Origin of the sequence: Dactylosporangium salmoneum, from assembly GCF_039532525.1 — a bacterium.
Lineage (GTDB): Bacteria > Actinomycetota > Actinomycetes > Mycobacteriales > Micromonosporaceae > Dactylosporangium > Dactylosporangium salmoneum.
In genome coordinates this window covers 191,860-205,751 of the sequence record NZ_BAAARV010000027.1, presented here as the reverse complement: position 1 = coordinate 205,751, position 13,892 = coordinate 191,860, and the positions used below count along the sequence as shown (strand labels likewise).

Annotated in this window: 18 protein-coding genes; 6 read left to right on the top strand and 12 right to left on the bottom strand. The window is 72.3% G+C overall.

Features of this window, described 5'->3' with window-relative positions; translation table 11 throughout:
• Window positions 1-7: 7 nt before the first annotated feature.
• The 8 genes from ABD352_RS19435 to arfB all read right to left on the bottom strand — a co-directional run bounded on the left by ABD352_RS19435 (window position 8) and on the right by arfB (window position 6,177).
• Window positions 8-1,009 (bottom strand): hypothetical protein, encoded by a 1,002-nt coding sequence (locus ABD352_RS19435; protein ID WP_344613820.1) that lies wholly within the window; start codon window positions 1,007-1,009, stop codon window positions 8-10.
• Window positions 1,006-1,503, bottom strand: a complete 498-nt coding sequence (locus tag ABD352_RS19430) for a SigE family RNA polymerase sigma factor (protein ID WP_344613819.1) — start codon at window positions 1,501-1,503, stop codon at window positions 1,006-1,008. The genes ABD352_RS19435 and ABD352_RS19430 overlap by 4 nt, the downstream gene beginning before the upstream one ends.
• A 50-nt stretch (window positions 1,504-1,553) precedes the next feature.
• Complete coding sequence (paaI, locus tag ABD352_RS19425; RefSeq protein ID WP_344613818.1) at window positions 1,554-1,976, bottom strand: hydroxyphenylacetyl-CoA thioesterase PaaI; 423 nt, start codon at window positions 1,974-1,976, stop codon at window positions 1,554-1,556.
• The gene (locus ABD352_RS19420) at window positions 1,973-2,560 is read right to left on the bottom strand and encodes an NUDIX domain-containing protein (RefSeq protein ID WP_344613817.1); all 588 of its coding nucleotides are present in this window, start codon (window positions 2,558-2,560) and stop codon (window positions 1,973-1,975) included. The genes paaI and ABD352_RS19420 overlap by 4 nt, the downstream gene beginning before the upstream one ends.
• The gene (gene pyrG, locus ABD352_RS19415) at window positions 2,557-4,263 is read right to left on the bottom strand and encodes a CTP synthase (protein WP_344613816.1); all 1,707 of its coding nucleotides are present in this window, start codon (window positions 4,261-4,263) and stop codon (window positions 2,557-2,559) included. The genes ABD352_RS19420 and pyrG overlap by 4 nt, the downstream gene beginning before the upstream one ends.
• A 107-nt stretch (window positions 4,264-4,370) precedes the next feature.
• Window positions 4,371-5,015: a Rossmann-fold NAD(P)-binding domain-containing protein gene (locus ABD352_RS19410; protein ID WP_344613815.1), complete on the bottom strand. Its 645-nt coding sequence runs from the start codon at window positions 5,013-5,015 to the stop codon at window positions 4,371-4,373.
• Window positions 5,016-5,020: 5 nt separating this feature from the next.
• Entirely contained in the window at window positions 5,021-5,734 is a 714-nt protein-coding gene (locus tag ABD352_RS19405) for an RlpA-like double-psi beta-barrel domain-containing protein (protein ID WP_344613814.1), read from the bottom strand.
• 17 nt (window positions 5,735-5,751) lie between these two features.
• The gene (arfB, locus tag ABD352_RS19400) at window positions 5,752-6,177 is read right to left on the bottom strand and encodes an alternative ribosome rescue aminoacyl-tRNA hydrolase ArfB (RefSeq protein WP_344613813.1); all 426 of its coding nucleotides are present in this window, start codon (window positions 6,175-6,177) and stop codon (window positions 5,752-5,754) included.
• Window positions 6,178-6,295: 118 nt separating this feature from the next.
• Here arfB and ABD352_RS19395 point away from each other — a divergent pair, with 118 nt between their 5' ends.
• Window positions 6,296-6,706: an ATP-binding protein gene (locus tag ABD352_RS19395; RefSeq protein ID WP_344613812.1), complete on the top strand. Its 411-nt coding sequence runs from the start codon at window positions 6,296-6,298 to the stop codon at window positions 6,704-6,706.
• A 9-nt stretch (window positions 6,707-6,715) separates the two neighbouring features.
• Window positions 6,716-7,285 carry a GNAT family N-acetyltransferase gene (locus ABD352_RS19390; protein ID WP_344613811.1) on the top strand — a complete coding sequence of 190 codons (570 nt, stop codon included), beginning with the start codon at window positions 6,716-6,718 and terminating at the stop codon, window positions 7,283-7,285.
• Here ABD352_RS19390 and ABD352_RS19385 read toward each other — a convergent pair.
• Together ABD352_RS19385 and ABD352_RS19380 are read right to left on the bottom strand one after the other, a co-directional pair.
• On the bottom strand, window positions 7,264-7,635 hold the full coding sequence (locus tag ABD352_RS19385; protein WP_344613810.1) for a YchJ family protein: 372 nt from the start codon (window positions 7,633-7,635) through the stop codon (window positions 7,264-7,266). The two genes, ABD352_RS19390 and ABD352_RS19385, sit on opposite strands and share 22 nt — an antisense overlap.
• A complete protein-coding gene (locus ABD352_RS19380; protein ID WP_344613809.1) occupies window positions 7,632-8,570 on the bottom strand; it encodes an AraC family transcriptional regulator in 939 nt (312 codons plus the stop codon). Before ABD352_RS19380 ends, ABD352_RS19385 begins: the two co-directional genes overlap by 4 nt.
• A gap of 81 nt (window positions 8,571-8,651) precedes the next feature.
• Here ABD352_RS19380 and ABD352_RS19375 point away from each other — a divergent pair, with 81 nt between their 5' ends.
• Both ABD352_RS19375 and ABD352_RS19370 read left to right on the top strand, forming a co-directional pair.
• On the top strand, window positions 8,652-9,128 hold the full coding sequence (locus ABD352_RS19375) for an anthrone oxygenase family protein (RefSeq protein ID WP_344613808.1): 477 nt from the start codon (window positions 8,652-8,654) through the stop codon (window positions 9,126-9,128).
• 120 nt (window positions 9,129-9,248) lie between these two features.
• Complete coding sequence (locus ABD352_RS19370; RefSeq protein ID WP_344613807.1) at window positions 9,249-9,743, top strand: TetR/AcrR family transcriptional regulator C-terminal domain-containing protein; 495 nt, start codon at window positions 9,249-9,251, stop codon at window positions 9,741-9,743.
• Window positions 9,744-9,869: 126 nt separating this feature from the next.
• Here ABD352_RS19370 and ABD352_RS19365 read toward each other — a convergent pair whose 3' ends face one another.
• Both ABD352_RS19365 and ABD352_RS19360 read right to left on the bottom strand, forming a co-directional pair.
• On the bottom strand, window positions 9,870-10,739 hold the full coding sequence (locus tag ABD352_RS19365) for an AraC family transcriptional regulator (protein WP_344613806.1): 870 nt from the start codon (window positions 10,737-10,739) through the stop codon (window positions 9,870-9,872).
• Between the two features lie 129 nt (window positions 10,740-10,868).
• Window positions 10,869-11,573 (bottom strand): RICIN domain-containing protein, encoded by a 705-nt coding sequence (locus tag ABD352_RS19360; RefSeq protein ID WP_344613805.1) that lies wholly within the window; start codon window positions 11,571-11,573, stop codon window positions 10,869-10,871.
• A gap of 153 nt (window positions 11,574-11,726) precedes the next feature.
• Here ABD352_RS19360 and ald point away from each other — a divergent pair, with 153 nt between their 5' ends.
• Entirely contained in the window at window positions 11,727-12,842 is a 1,116-nt protein-coding gene (ald, locus tag ABD352_RS19355) for an alanine dehydrogenase (RefSeq protein ID WP_344613804.1), read from the top strand.
• A gap of 6 nt (window positions 12,843-12,848) precedes the next feature.
• Window positions 12,849-13,817: a site-specific tyrosine recombinase XerD gene (locus ABD352_RS19350; RefSeq protein WP_344613803.1), complete on the top strand. Its 969-nt coding sequence runs from the start codon at window positions 12,849-12,851 to the stop codon at window positions 13,815-13,817.
• Window positions 13,818-13,892 lie beyond the last annotated feature (75 nt).

The following is a 13,892-nucleotide window of genomic DNA, read 5'->3' as shown; positions in this document are numbered from 1 at the left end:
GCGGCCATCAGCGCTCGCCGAACCAGTCCACGGACGGGACGGGACCGAGGTCCATGGACTCCACGACGTCGGGGGCGGGCGCGTCGGCCGTCAGGCTGTAGTCGCCGAACTTGACCAGCAGGGCGGGGACGCCGTTGAGCAGCCAGGCGTCGGTACCGCGGACGCGGGTCTGGGCATGGCCGCCCAGGGCCTCCAGGCCCTCGCCGACGCCGGGGCCCATCGTGACCCGCGTGACGTCGGGCGACTCCAGGACCTGCAGCCAGTGCAGGGCGATGGTGTCGACGGTGAGCGTGAAGTGCCACGCCGGGCTGCCGGCGAAGCGCGGGCCGACGGCGACCGTGCGCTGGTCGCGCTGCAGGGAACGGGCGAACTGCAGTGCCCGCTCGACGGCCGCCTCCATGTCGGCGTCGTCGAAGGCGGTCACGGTGAGCTCGGGCTCGCCGGCGGGCTGCCACGTCAGGGTGAGGCCGCGCTCGTCGTAGGCCAGGCGGCCGGGCACGCCGTTGATGTCGACGTCCTGCGGGTCTCCCGTGCGGTCGCGGAGGAACGGACCGAACGGGCCGGTGTAGAGGCCGAGCATCTTCCGCTCGTAAAGGGGCTGCGTGTACACCGACCAGCGCCGGCCCACGCCGGTGACCCGGTCGCCGGTCCCGACGGCCTCGACGGCGACCAGGCCGTAGCGGTCGGGCAGCCAGCCGGGGCCCCACTGGACCGGTGGGCGGGCCCAGCCGCCGCCGGGGCCGGCGGACACGCCCGGGAAGTCGCCGTGGCCGGTCGGGGGAGTCGGGGGCGTGGTGCGCCGGTGGGGCCCCAGCAGGTCGCGGGCGGCGAGGGCGGCCCCGCCGGTCGCGGCGACGGCGGCGGTGGCCCCGGCCAGCCGCAGCAGCAGGCGGCGCTGCCGGTAGGCCCGCGCCCGCGCCTCCAGCCGCGCCCGGATGCGCTGCTCCGGGTGCGCCTCGTCGGCCAGGGCCGCGACCGCCTCCCGGATCGCGTCGAGGTCGTTGCTCATCGTTGCTCCAAGCTCGGCTGAGGCGCGATGCCGCGCAGCGTGGCGAGGGCCCGGGAGGCCTGGGTGCGCACGGTCACGAGGCTGCAGCCCATGAGCACCGCGATGTCGGCGTCGGACATGTCCTCGAGGTACCGCAGCACGACGACGATCCGCTGCTTGGTCGGCAGCTGCCGGATCATCCGGACCAGCGCGTCTCGCTGCGCGACCCGCTCGTCGACGTCGAGGCCGGCGGGCGGGGCGGAATGGTTGGCCCACTCCCGCCGGAGCCGGGCCGCGACCTGGCGGCGGGCGGAGGTCAGCTCGTTGATGACCATCCGCCGCACGTACGCCTCGGGCGAGTCCATCGCCGCGATGCGCGCCCAGCGCGGCTGGGCCTTGATCAGGACGTCCTGCAGGATGTCCGCACCGGTGTCGGGATCCCCGGCCAGCGCGGTGGCGTAGCGGCTGAGCGCCGCCAGCCGCGCGCCGAGGAACTCCTCGAACGTGACCCTCATGGGTTGCACGCTCTATTCACGACGCCGGGCGGTCGATATGTTGCAGGCGCTCAGCGAAGGATGGGCGTGTCCAGGCTGCGGGAGCGGCCGCGGAACTCGGCCAGCACGGTGCCGTCGGCGCGGGTCACGGTGACGTCGTAGAGGCCGGAGCGGCCGCGGCGGCTCCGCTCGACGGCGGTGGCGGTGAGCACGTCGCCGGCCCGGACCGGCTCGAGGAACGTCACGTCGGCGCCGGCGGCCACCGTGACCCGGTCGTAGGTGTTGCAGGCGAAGGCGAACGCGGTGTCGGCGAGCAGGAAGACGAACCCGCCGTGGCCGATCGCGTGCCCGTTGAGCATCGCCCCGGTGACCGTCATGGTCGCGACGGCCCGGCCGGGGCCCACGCCGGCGATGCCGATGCCGAGGCCGCGGGAGGCGGTGTCCTCGGCGTACAGCTTCGCGGCGCAGGCCTCGGCCAGGTCCTGTGGTGTCATGTCGCCGCGGAGGCCGGGCGAAGGGTGTCGAAGCCGCGCAGCTTGGACTGCGCCGCCGCCAGCACGCCGACCACGCAGGCGGCGTTGGTGATTTCGCCGGAAAGGGCCATGGTCACCGCGGTGTCGAGGTCGACCCAGTGCAGCTCCAGCTCGGCCTCCTCGTGGGTGCGCTCGTGGCGCTCCTCCGGCGGGACCGGGCCGATCTCGCGGGCCAGGAACAGCCGGATCCGCTCGTTGGAGCAGCCGGGGCTGGGGTGCACGTCGGCCAGCAGGTCCCAGCGGGCGGCGACCAGGTCCACCTCCTCGGCGAGCTCCCGGGCGGCCGCGTCGACCAGCGACTCGCCCGGCACGTCGATGAGCCCGGCCGGCAGCTCCCACAGCACCTGGCGCACCGCCGGGCGGTACTGCCGCACGAGCGCGACCCGCCCGTCGGCGTCGAGGGCCACCACGCCGACGGCGCCGACGTGGACCAGATAGTCGCGGTCCACGACCTCGCCGCCGGGCATCTCGATCGCGTCGGTGACGACGGAGAACACCCGGTTGCGCAGGCGCTCGGTGTGGGAGCGCACCTCGTAGGTCGTCACGCGTCCACCGTCTCCAGCTCCACCGGCAGGCGATCGGCCGCGTTGTAGGCGACCGCGGCACCGACGAACGCGGCGAACAGCGGGTGGGCCCGGGTCGGGCGGGACTTGAGCTCCGGGTGGGCCTGGGTGGCCACGAAGAACGGGTGCTGCTCGCGGTCGAGCTCGACGAACTCGACCAGCCGGCCGTCCGGCGAGGTGCCGGAGATTCGCAGGCCGGCCTCGGTCATCGCGTCGCGGTACGCGTTGTTGACCTCGTAGCGGTGCCGGTGGCGCTCGGAGACCTCGGTCTCGCCGTAGGCGTCGGCGACCAGGGTGCCCGGGGTCAGCACGGCCGGGTAGGCGCCCAGCCGCATCGTGCCGCCCAGGTCGCCCTTGCCGGCCACGATGTCCTGCTGGTCGGCCATGGTGGAGATCACCGGGTCGGGGGCGTCGGCGTCGAACTCCAGCGAGTTGGCGCCCTTGACGCCGGCCACGTGGCGCAGCACCTCGATGGTCATGCACTGCAGGCCGAGGCACAGGCCCAGGGTCGGGATGCCGCGCTCGCGGGTGTGCTGCGCCGCGCCGATCTTCCCCTCGATGCCCCGCACCCCGAAGCCGCCGGGGATGATCACGCCGTCGACGCCGGCCAGCGCCTGCGCGGCCCCCTGCGGGGTCGTGCACGCGTCGCTGGGCACCCAGCGGATCTCGACCCGGGCCCGGTGGGCGAAGCCGGCGGCGCGCACCGCCTCGGTGACCGAGAGGTAGGCGTCGGGCAGGTCGACGTACTTGCCCACGATCGCCACAGTGACCGTCTGGCGCGGGTGGTGCACCCGGTCGAGCAGGTCGTCCCACTTCTTCCAGGCCACGTCGCGGAAGGAGAGGCCCAGGCGCCGCACCACGTAGGCGTCGAGGCCCTCCTCGTGCAGCACGCGGGGGATGTCGTAGATGGACGGGGCGTCGGGGGCGGACACGACCGCCTCGGCGTCGACGTCGCAGTACAGGGCCAGCTTGTTCTTGGTTTTGTCGGGGATCTCCCGGTCCGACCGGCAGACCAGCGCGTCGGGCTGGATGCCGATGCTGCGCAGCGCGGCCACCGAGTGCTGGGTCGGCTTGGTCTTGAGCTCGCCGCTGGGGGCCAGGTAGGGGACCAGGGAGACGTGCAGGAAGAAGCAGTTGTCCCGGCCGATGTCGTGGCGGACCTGGCGGATCGCCTCCAGGAAGGGCAGCGACTCGATGTCGCCGACGGTCCCGCCGACCTCGGTGATCACCACGTCCGGCGCGACCCCGTCGGCGTCGGGGGCCGACATCGCGCGGATGCGGGCCTTGATCTCGTTGGTCACGTGGGGGATGACCTGGACGGTGTCGCCGAGGTACTCGCCGCGCCGCTCCTTGGCGATGACCGCCGAGTAGATCTGGCCGGTCGTCACGTTGGCGTTGCGGGAGAGGTCCTGGTCGAGGAACCGCTCGTAGTGGCCGATGTCGAGGTCGGTCTCGGCGCCGTCTTCGGTGACGAACACCTCGCCGTGCTGGAACGGGTTCATCGTCCCAGGGTCGACATTGAGGTAGGGGTCGAGCTTCTGCATGACGACCCGCAGTCCGCGGGCGCTCAACAGGCTGCCCAGGCTCGAGCCGGTGAGGCCCTTGCCGAGTGAGGAGGCAACGCCCCCGGTGACGAAGATGTGCTTAGCCTGCCGGCTCGCACCGGACCGTGCTGTTGAGGACAAAGCCTGCTCCCGTGGGGTTCGTCACGCTGCCGAGTCAGCGATCCACGGGAGTCCAGCCTAACACCAGGTAAACGGCAGTGCAGAAGACACACCTGGCGTCACACACGTCACACAGCCGCGATGTCGCGCGACGTCCACACCCGCCGGTCCGGCCGGTGCCGCGCCACCTCCAGCATGGCCCGCCCCAGCTGGGAGGTGCTGGTCGCGATGCCCGGCGCGAACCGCACCAGCAGCGCCGACAGCGGGCTGAGCAGGGCATACATCGCCCGGTAGAGGCGCACCTTGGAGCGGGCGCCGTGCTCCGGGCGGATGAAGCCGGGCCGGAACGCGTAGGCCGTCAGGTCCAGGGCGGCGACGTCGTCCTCGGTCTGGCCCTTGACCCGGGCCCACATCTGCCGGCCGCCGGTGTCCGTGCCGGCGCCGGAGACGAAGACGAAGACCATGCCGGGGCGCTGCTCGGCCATGCGCCGGGCCGCGGCCAGCGTGTAGTCGTAGGTGATGCGGCGGTACAGCGTTTCGGACATCCCGACCGAGCTCACGCCGAGGCAGAAGAAGCAGGCGTCGTACGCCCCGAAGTCCACGCCCTCGAAGTCGGTGAAGTCCTCGTGGCGGATCTCGCGCAGCTTCGGATGGGCCACGCCTGTCGGCGCGCGGGTCACCACCAGGACCTCGACGACGTCGGCGGCGCGCAGGCACTCGCGCAGCACGCCCTGGCCCACCATGCCGGTCGCCCCGAAAACGATGACCCTCATGGCTCTCATTCTGCCCGGATCGCCGAGAGGGTGGCGCCTTCCAGCGTCGTGTACAGGTCGGAGTCGGTGAAGCCCGGCTCGGTCTCCTCGCCGACGTAGACGTCGACGTGCTTGCTGCCGCCCAGGCCGGGGGTGAACTCGTCGACGATGGTCCAGGTCGGGGCCTTCAGCCGGGCGCACACCTCGGCGGTGACCCCGGCGGTGCCGCAGCGCATGATCGTGAAGCGCGAGCCGGCCTTGAGCACGCCGCTGTCGGCCGCGGCCGAGTTCCACGGCTGCAGCGGGCGGCCGGCGGTGTCGCGCGGGGCGGTGTCCATCCAGTAGCCGGTGTCGTAGGACCAGTTGAGGTACCGCCCGTCGGCGGTCTTGCCGGTGCCCTCGTCCTTGACCGCCTTGACGAACGAGGCCGGGAAGTCGCCGAGCGGCCGCTGGTTGCGGTTCTTGTCACAGTCGATGGTGGGGCAGCCCGTGACCGCGGTCTTCTTGTCGGTGTGCAAGGTCTCCACCGCCGTGTAGTAGACGGTGACCTCCCAGCCGGCGAGCTCCACCGGGCTCCCCGTGGCGAGGCTGACGGCGAGGCTGGGGTACGCGCCGGTCGCCGGCGGGTGGCCGGGCGACTCGCTGATCACCGCCGCCGGTTCGTCGTGGCCGCCGCACCCGGCAACGCATTCGGCGACCAGGAGGACGGCGCAGAGCGCGGGTGCGATTCGGCGGGACATATCTGGATTTTCGCCGATTATTCGTCCGGGCGGCGGCGTTCCTGCTTGCGAATGGCGGTCCGGCGCTTGTCGTCGAGGCGCCGCTGTACCGCGCCCTTGGAGGGCTTCGTCCGTTTGCGTGGCCGGGGCGGCGGCGCGATCGCGGCCGCGATGGCCGCCACCAGGCGTTCCTCGGCCGCCCGCCGGTTCTGCAGCTGCGAGCGGTGCTCCGACGCCACGATCGACAACACCCCGTCGATCAGCCGCCCGGCCAGCCGCTGCAGGGCCCGCTCCTTGAGCGGCTCGGGCAGTGCTTCCGTTGCGGCCAGGTCGAACCGGAGCTCGACCCGCGAGTCGGTGGTGTTGACCGACTGCCCGCCGGGGCCGCCGGAGCGGCTGAACCGCCACGCCAGCTCCGCCCGCGGCAGAACTATGTCGTCGGTCACCCGCAGATCGTCGTCCATGCCGTCCAGGATGCGAGATGGGGAATGCATGTTGCACCGCAGGGGTGACTTGACATCGGGCCGGCTTCCGCTGGGGGTAGTCTCAGCCGGGGCGAAGCCGCTTGGGAAAGGTGGCACCGTGGCTGAGGCCGTTCAGACGACGGCGCTACTGGTCGAGGATTTCGGCGTCGCGCAGATCACCCCGGTGCGTCACGCCGTGAGCCGGGGCGCCGCCATGGCGGGGCTGCTGGGGCAGCGCCTCGAAGACTTCGTGCTCGCGGTGAACGAGATCGTCACCAATGCGGTCCGGCACGCGGGCGGCGGCGGCACGCTGCGCCTGTGGGTGTCCGACGGGGTCGTGGTGTGCGAGGTCACCGACAAGGGCGAGGGCATCCCCGACGAGCGGCTCAGCGGAGGAGAGGCCCTCCCGCCCAGCTACGCCGTCAGCGGGCGCGGGCTGTGGCTGGCCCGGCACCTGGTCGACGACGTCACCGTAAGCACCGGCGAGGCCGGAACAATTGTGAGGCTGAGCAGCAAGACATCGGTCTAACATCGGGCCGTGCTGCGACCCGACTACCCGATCCGCACCGAGCGCCTCCTGCTGCGCCCCTTCGCCGACCCCGACCTCGACGACCTGCACGCCCTCACCGGGGATCCGGAGGTGGTGCGGTACCTCTACTGGGACGTGCACACCCTGGAGGAGACCCGCGCCGCGCTGACCAGGCGGATGGGCCAGGACGCGCTGACCGAGGAGGGGCAGTGGCTCGTCCTCGCGCTGGACCTCGACGGCACGGTGATCGGGCAGGTCGTGCTCAAGTGGGCCAGCGCCGAGCACCGGCAGGGCGAGCTCGGCTTCGTGCTCAACCCGGCCTACCACGGCAAGGGCTACGCCCGCGAGGCGGCCGAGGCGATGCTGGGGCTGGCCTTCGACGGGCTGGGGCTGCACCGGGTCTTCGGCGCCTGCGACACCCGCAACGAGGGCTCCTGGCGGCTGCTGGCCCGCCTCGGCATGCGCCGGGAGGCGCACTTCGTCGAGGACGAGATCTTCAAGGGCTCGTTCGGCGACCAGTACATCTACGCCATCCTGGACCGCGAGTGGCGCTCGCTTCAGTCGACCTCGTCGACGTAGCGCCAGGCGCCGTCGACCTTCACGAAGCGGCTGCGGTCGTGCATGGTGCCCGGGCGGCCGTCGGCCACGTAGCGGGCCCGGAACTCGACGATGCCCTCGGTGTCGAACAGCCCACCGCCGACCCGGTCCAGGATCGCCAGGCCCTGCCAGTTCTGGTCGGCCTCCAGCGTGAGCGCCCGCGGGCGGGTCTTCTCGTGCCAGGTGCGCAGCAGGAACTTCCGGTCGCCCACGACGTACGCGCAGTAGCGGGCCCGCATGAGCAGCTCGGCGCTCGGCGGCTCGGCGCCGCGGTGGTACTTGCCGCAGCAGTCGTCGTACGGTTCGCCGAGTCCACACGGGCAGTTGTTCATGCCGAACATTGTTCCCGATGGGCCTGCGGCGACACCCCGCGGACCCGTTTGAAGGCGGCGCTGAGGGCGAAGGCGCTGCCGTAGCCGACCCGCCGGGCCACGGCGGCCAGGGTGGCGTCTGGCTCCAGCAGGAGGTCGGCCGCCAGGGCCAGCCGCCAGCCGGCGAGGTAGGCCATCGGCGGCTCCCCGACCAGCTCGGTGAAGCGGCGGGCCAGCAGCGCGCGGGAGACCCCGACCTTGGCCGCGAGGCCGGCGACCGTCCACGGCCACTCCGGGTTGTGGTGCAGCAGCTGCAGGGCCGGGCCGGCGATCGGGTCGGACTGGGCGCGGTACCAGCCCGGCGCGCCCGAGGACGGCTTGGCCAGCCAGGTGCGCAGCGCGGTGATCAGCACGAGGTCGAGCAGCCGGTCCAGCACCGCCACCTGGCCCGGCCGGTCCTTGGCGATCTCGTCGGCCAGCAGCGCTACCAGCGGCGAGTCCCAGTCGGCCCGCGGCACCACCAGCACCCGCGGCAGCGCGCCGAGCAGTCGCTGGCTGACCTCGCCGGCCGCCTGGTAGGCGCCGGTGAGGATGAGCGTCGGGCCGTCCGGGTCGGTGCCCCAGGTGCGCACCCCGAGGTGCATGACCTCGGCCAGGTCCGCGCCGTCCGGGGTGGTGCAGCGCTGCCCGGGGTGGATCACGATCTGTGGCGCGGTGCCGGGCGGCTCGGCGACCGTGTAGGGGTCCGGTCCGCGGATCACCATCACGTCACCCGGGCCGGCCGCCACCGTCTCGCCGTCGTCGCCGACGTAGTGCGCCTCGCCGCGCACCACCGCCGCGACCGCCAGGGCCGCCTCGTCGCGGATGCGCAGCGACCACGGCGGGGTGAGCACCGAGCGGAGCAGGAACGCGCCCCGGGCGCGGGGGCCGTCGAGCAGGGCGGTGAGCGCATCCATGGCCCCACCGTAGACGCCGGCTTATGCATCGGCGCGTCCTGGCCATGGTACGTCTCGCGGCGGCCGGATTCACTGATCACCATGAGAAACGCAGTCCTCGCCGCGACCGCATTGCTCGTCGGCCTCTCCGCCGGCGTCTTCTTCGCCTACTCCACGTCGGTCATGCTCGCCCTGCGCAAGGTCGAGGACCGCACCTTCATCGACGTCATGCAGAAGATCAACACGGCCATCCTCAACGGCTGGTTCCTGACCGCGTACGTCGGCGCGCTGCTGCTGGCCGTCGCGGCCGTCCTGCTGCACCTCGCGCCCGGGCACCGCGCCCCGCTGCCCTGGCTGCTGGCCACGCTGGTCCTCTACGGCATCGTCTTCGTCGTCACCGCGGCGCTGAACGTGCCGATGAACGACACCCTCGACGCCGCCGGGCCGGCCGCGGCGATCGCCGACCCGGCCGCGGTCCGCCAGGCGTTCGAGGGCCCGTGGGTGGGCTGGAACACCGTGCGGACCGTCGCCTCGGCGGGTTCGCTGCTGACCCTGGCCATCGCGCTGATCAGAGCGTGATGGCCCGCTTGGCCCGGTCGATCGACTCCTCCGACGCCGGGCCTCCCGGGTTCTCGGTGGCCAGGGCCTGGTTCGCCGCCACGAAGGGCCGCATCCGCTCGTCGTACTCGTCGAGGGCTGATGGCCGACGCCGCATACGGGGAGCTCGGGAACGACTCGATCGAGGGTTCGCCGCGGGAGCAACTCGAACGGGTCGGGCGGACGTTGTGGGGGCTCTATCGGCGCCACCCGTGGCTGGCCCACGTCACGCCGCTGACCCGGCCCCTTCCGCTGCCCAACCTGCTGCGGCACGGCGAGGCGATCCTGCGCGCGCTGGACAGCCGCGGGCTGTCGCCGTCCGCGCGGCTGGATGTGCAGATCATGCTGTACACCCACATCCAGGGCCTGGCCGTCCAGCTGGAGGCCGAGGCCCAGGCCCAGGCGGCGACGGGCCTGTCAGAGGACGACTGGATGTCGCTGCACGGGCCGGGGCTGGACGCGATCGCGGCGAGCGGGTGGTATCCGCACTTCAGCGCGTTGATGGACGGCTTCGGGCCGGACGGCTACGACCTGGATCTGGACCGTATCTTCGAGCTGGGCCTGCGCACGCTGCTGGACGGGCTGGACTTCGGTTAGGGCCGGCGACGCAACGCCGGTGGGTCCGGACCCCGGGCTGGGCCCGCTCGTCACCCCGGTTTCGGTGACGAGCGGGCCCGGGCGGATCGCCGGACGCGACGCCGTCCGGATGTCCGCAGCGGGTCGTTACGCCGGTGCGACGGGCAGCCAGAGCTCGCAGGTCGCGGTGCTGAAGTCGTCCGCACGCTCGAGCACCGCGACGATCTCCGGACCTGGCCGCAGGCGCCACGGGTTGGAGGGGAACCACTCGGTCGCGGTCGCGGCCCACGCCTCCTGCAGGGCCTGCGGATACGGGCCCGCGGTCCGGAAGACCGCCCACCTGCCGGCCGGGACCTCGATGGCGTCGAGGTCCTCGGGGACCGGCGTATCCGCGCAGACGGCGACCCCGTGCAGGTAGGTCAGTTCGCTACCTTCGGTGCGGTCGGGATCGAGGTCGTCGCTGACCGCGAGCAAGCCCGCTGGCTCGGTGTTGCTCAGGGCCTTCAGGCGCCCGTGCTCCTCCTTCGGCAGCGCGGTGACGTGCTGCTGGATGTGCGGGTTGACGCCCTGGTGGATCAGCGGAACGCGGGCCGCGTGCCCCACGAGCCGGAACCCGGGGTGGTCGACGACGCGGGTGTCCATGCGTTTGCTCCCTTCGACGGTCAGGCGGAACCTGAGCTGTGGTTGTGTGCGAAGGGGGCCTCCGTCGCGGCGGACGTCACCGGGGCCGGCGCCGTGGACTGCCCGGAACGCTCGTCCGAACGCCTCGGTCGAGCCGTATCCGTGCCGGACCGCGATGGTCAGCAGATCCTCCTCGCCGCGGACCACATCGGCGGCGGCGACGGTCATGCGGCGGCGGCGCACGTACTCCGACAGCGGCATGCCGGCCAACGACGAGAACATCCGCCGGAGGTGGTACTCGGTCGTGCCGAGCGTCCTGGCCACATCCTTGACGTCGAAATCCTCGGTGAGGCTTTCCTCGACAAGGTCGACGAGCCGGTTGAGTGCCGAGATCATGAGGCCTCCTTCCGATGTCAACCTTGGCCGAAGGCACACCGGTCGCACCCGATCACTGTGGCCCGATCCGATCATCCGGATCTGCGTCAGCGCACCGGGACAGGGGCGCCTCCGGCGACCCTCGGCCGATCAGCCGAGGGGCTGGAACTGCCAGCGCTGGTTGGTGGAGTTGTCGCAGTCCCACTGGCGGGCCGCCGCGCCCGGGCTGGGGTTGCCCGAGTCGATGCCGATGCAGCGGCCGCTGTTGAGGCTCACCAGCTGGTAGCCGTCGCCGTTGCGGACCAGCTTCCACAGCTGGTTGGGGCCGCCGTGGCAGTCCCAGATCAGGATCTGCGCGCCGTTGTCCTTCGAGCCGCCGTTGACGTCCAGGCACCGGTTGTCGGCGGCGTTGACGAATTCGAAGGTGTCCTGCGTGTCGTTCATGGCGCGGGGTACCCACACCATCGTGGTGTTGTTGCCGTCGCACTGCTGCTGCGACGCGTTGCCCCCGTTGCCCTGGTTGGCCTGCATGCACAGGCCGGAGTGGTCGGGGCGCATCAGCGTCGGCTTGGCCGCGAGCAGCGCCGCCTTGGCCGGGGTGGGGGAGGCGGTCGGCGACGGCGGGGGCGCGGCCGAGGAGGCGGCGGGTGGCGGGGCGGCCGGTGACGCAGCGTTGCTGGCCGGGCCCGGCTGGCCCGCGGCGCCGGTGGCCTGCGGCGGCTGCGAGCGGAAGGCCTGCACGGCGAAGACGATGCCGGCGATCACCGCCACCACGAGAAAGCCGAACGCGCCGAAGAGCAACTTGTCAGGCTTGGGTGCGGGGGGCGTGGGACGCGGCCCGCCGTACACGGTCATGGCCGTGAAGCATAGATCAGCCGGTCGGGCGACACAGTGTCAATCCGCCCGCGTAGGAGTTCACACTGTGCAGCCCGCACGGCCCGGTTGACGGCCATAAACTCCGGCGTATGCACACAGCGTAACGGTGCGCTGAGTGGAGAGGGGTCCAACGTGAAGGTCGCAATTCCGCGCGAGGTCAAGAACCACGAGTACCGCGTGGCGATCACACCCGCCGGCGTCCACGAGCTCGCCGCGAACGGGCACGAGGTCTTCGTCGAAACCGGCGCGGGCGAGGGCTCGTCGATCACGGACCAGGAGTACCGCGAGGCCGGCGCCACGATCCTGCCGGACGCGGACGACACCTGGGCCGAGGGCGACCTGGTGCTCAAGGTCAAGGAGCCGATCGCCGAGGAGTACCACCGGATGCGCGCCGGGCAGGTCCTCTTCACCTACCTGCACCTGGCCGCCTCCCGCGACTGCACGCAGGCGCTGATCGACAGCAAGGTCACCGGCATCGCCTACGAGACGGTCGAGCTGCCCGACCGGTCGCTGCCGCTGCTCGCCCCGATGTCCGAGGTCGCCGGCCGGCTGGCGCCGCAGGTCGGGGCCTACCACCTGATGCGCGCCGGCGGCGGGCGCGGCGTGCTGCTCGGCGGCGTGTCCGGCGTCTACGCGGCCAAGGTCGTCGTCATCGGCGCCGGCGTCTCCGGCCTCAACGCGGCCGCGATCGCGGTGGGCATGCAGGCCGAGGTGCTACTGCTGGACAAGAACATCTCCCGGCTGCGCGGCGCCGACGCGATCTACCAGGGCCACCTGCAGACGATCGCCTCCAACGGCTATGAGATCGAGCGGGCCGTGCTCGACGCCGACCTCGTCATCGGCGCCGTCCTGGTGCCCGGGGCCAAGGCCCCGAAGCTCATCACCAACGAGCTGGTCAAGCGGATGAAGCCGGGCAGTGTGCTCGTCGACATCTCGATCGACCAGGGCGGCTGCTTCGAGGACTCCCGCCCGACCACGCACGCCGAGCCCACCTACAAGGTGCACGACTCGATCTTCTACTGCGTGGCGAACATGCCCGGGGCGGTGCCGCACACCAGCACCTACGCGCTCACCAATGTGACGTTGCCGTACGCCCTGGAGCTGGCCAACCGCGGCTGGCGCGACGCCCTGCGCCGCGACCAGGCGCTGGCCCTGGGCCTGAACACGCACGACGGCCACGTCACCTACGGCCCGGTGGCCGACGCGCACGGGATGGGTCACATTGCCCTGGCGGACGTCCTGGCATAGAACACCATGGTGGCAGTCGACGGCGGGGGAGCGGGCGCGCGGCTGAGCCGCGCCGTCGACACCTACCTGGACCACCTGACCGTCGAGCGGGCGCTCGCGGTGAACACACTCGCGTCGTACCGCCGCGACCTGGACCGCTACGTCGAGTGGCTGGTCGCGGCGGGGGTGTCCGACCTGTCCGACGTCACCACCCGGGACATCGCCGCCCACGTCGCCGACCTGCGCGCCCCGGCCGGCGACGCCTCGCCGCTGTCGGCCTCCTCCGCCGCCCGGGCCGCCAGCGCCGTGCGCGGCCTGCACCGCTTCGCCCTGCTGGAGGGCCTGGCCCCGAGCGACCCGTCCCGCGAGGTGAAGCCGCCGTCGCTGCCCAAGCGGCTGCCCAAGGCCCTCGACGTGGACCAGGTGGCGCGCCTGCTGGCCGTGCCGGCCCAGGCCGCGGCCGGCCCCCTGGAACTGCGCGACGCCGCACTGCTGGAGTTCCTGTACGGCACCGGCGCCCGCATCTCGGAGGCGGTCGGCATCGCCGTCGACGACCTCGACCTGGACGCCCGGCCCGGCATGGTGGTGCTGCACGGCAAGGGCGGGAAGACCCGCCTGGTGCCGATGGGCAGCTACGCGCGCACGACGCTGGACGCGTACCTCGTGCGCGGCCGGCCTTCCCTGGCGGCCAACGGGACCGGGTCGCCCAACGTGTTCCTCAATGCGCGCGGGGGGCCGTTGTCGCGGCAGAGCGCGTGGACCATTCTGCGCAAGGCGGCGGACCGGGCGGGGCTGCCGGTCGACGGGCCGTCCGGGGTGTCGCCGCACACGCTGCGGCACTCCTTCGCCACGCACCTGCTCGACGGCGGGGCCGACATCCGGGTGGTGCAGGAGCTGCTCGGACACGCCTCGGTGACCACGACGCAGGTGTACACGCTGGTGACCGTCGACCGCCTGCGCGAGATCTACGCGACCGCTCACCCGAGAGCTCGCTGATCCGGGGCTTTTACGACAAGTCGGGCGACTTGTCGGATTTATACGATGCCGGGGTATAAATCGGATGAACTGGAC